1 rRNA gene is annotated in these 629 nt (G+C 54.5%); it reads right to left on the bottom strand.

Annotation, left to right across the window (positions count from 1 at the left end):
• Positions 1–629 (bottom strand): 23S ribosomal RNA (locus SPSYN_RS15505); the annotation flags it as partial.

Below are 629 nucleotides of genomic sequence, written 5' to 3'. Positions count from 1 at the left end.
TAACCTCTCCCCTTAACCTTCCAGCACCGGGCAGGCGTCAGCTCCTATACGTCATCTTGCGATTTAGCAGGAACCTGTGTTTTTGGTAAACAGTCGCTTGGGCCTTTTCTCTGCGACTCCTTCATGCTCCATCAGATAATGATTTCACACTAGCGGAGTACCCCTTCTCCCGAAGTTACGGGGTCATTTTGCCGAGTTCCTTAACGAGGGTTCTCTCGCGCGCCTTAGGATTCTCACCCCACCTACCTGTGTCGGTTTGCGGTACGGGCACCTTAGAGCCTCGTTAGAGGTTTTTCTTGACAGTTTGGGTGCAGCCACTTCGCTACTTGTTTTCGCTCCCCGTCACCTCTCAGGCTGTTTGAACTGCGGTTTTGCCTGCAGTTCGCCCTACGGGCTTGGACGCGCTTTTCCAACCGCGCGCTTGGCTTGCCCTACTGTGTCACCCCATCCTTCAAACGGCTTTAAGGTGGTATCGGATTCTCAACCGATTGTCCATCGCCTACGCTCTTCAGCCTCGGCTTAGGCCCCGACTTACCCTGGGCGGACGAGCCTTCCCCAGGAATCCTTAGGTTTTCGGCGGGCAGGATTCTCACCTGCCTTTGCGCTTACTTATACCGGCATTCTCACTT

This window comes from Sporotomaculum syntrophicum, assembly GCF_009932395.1.
Taxonomy (GTDB): domain Bacteria; phylum Bacillota; class Desulfotomaculia; order Desulfotomaculales; family Desulfallaceae; genus Sporotomaculum; species Sporotomaculum syntrophicum.
This window is presented reverse-complemented; position numbering and strand designations above follow the sequence as displayed.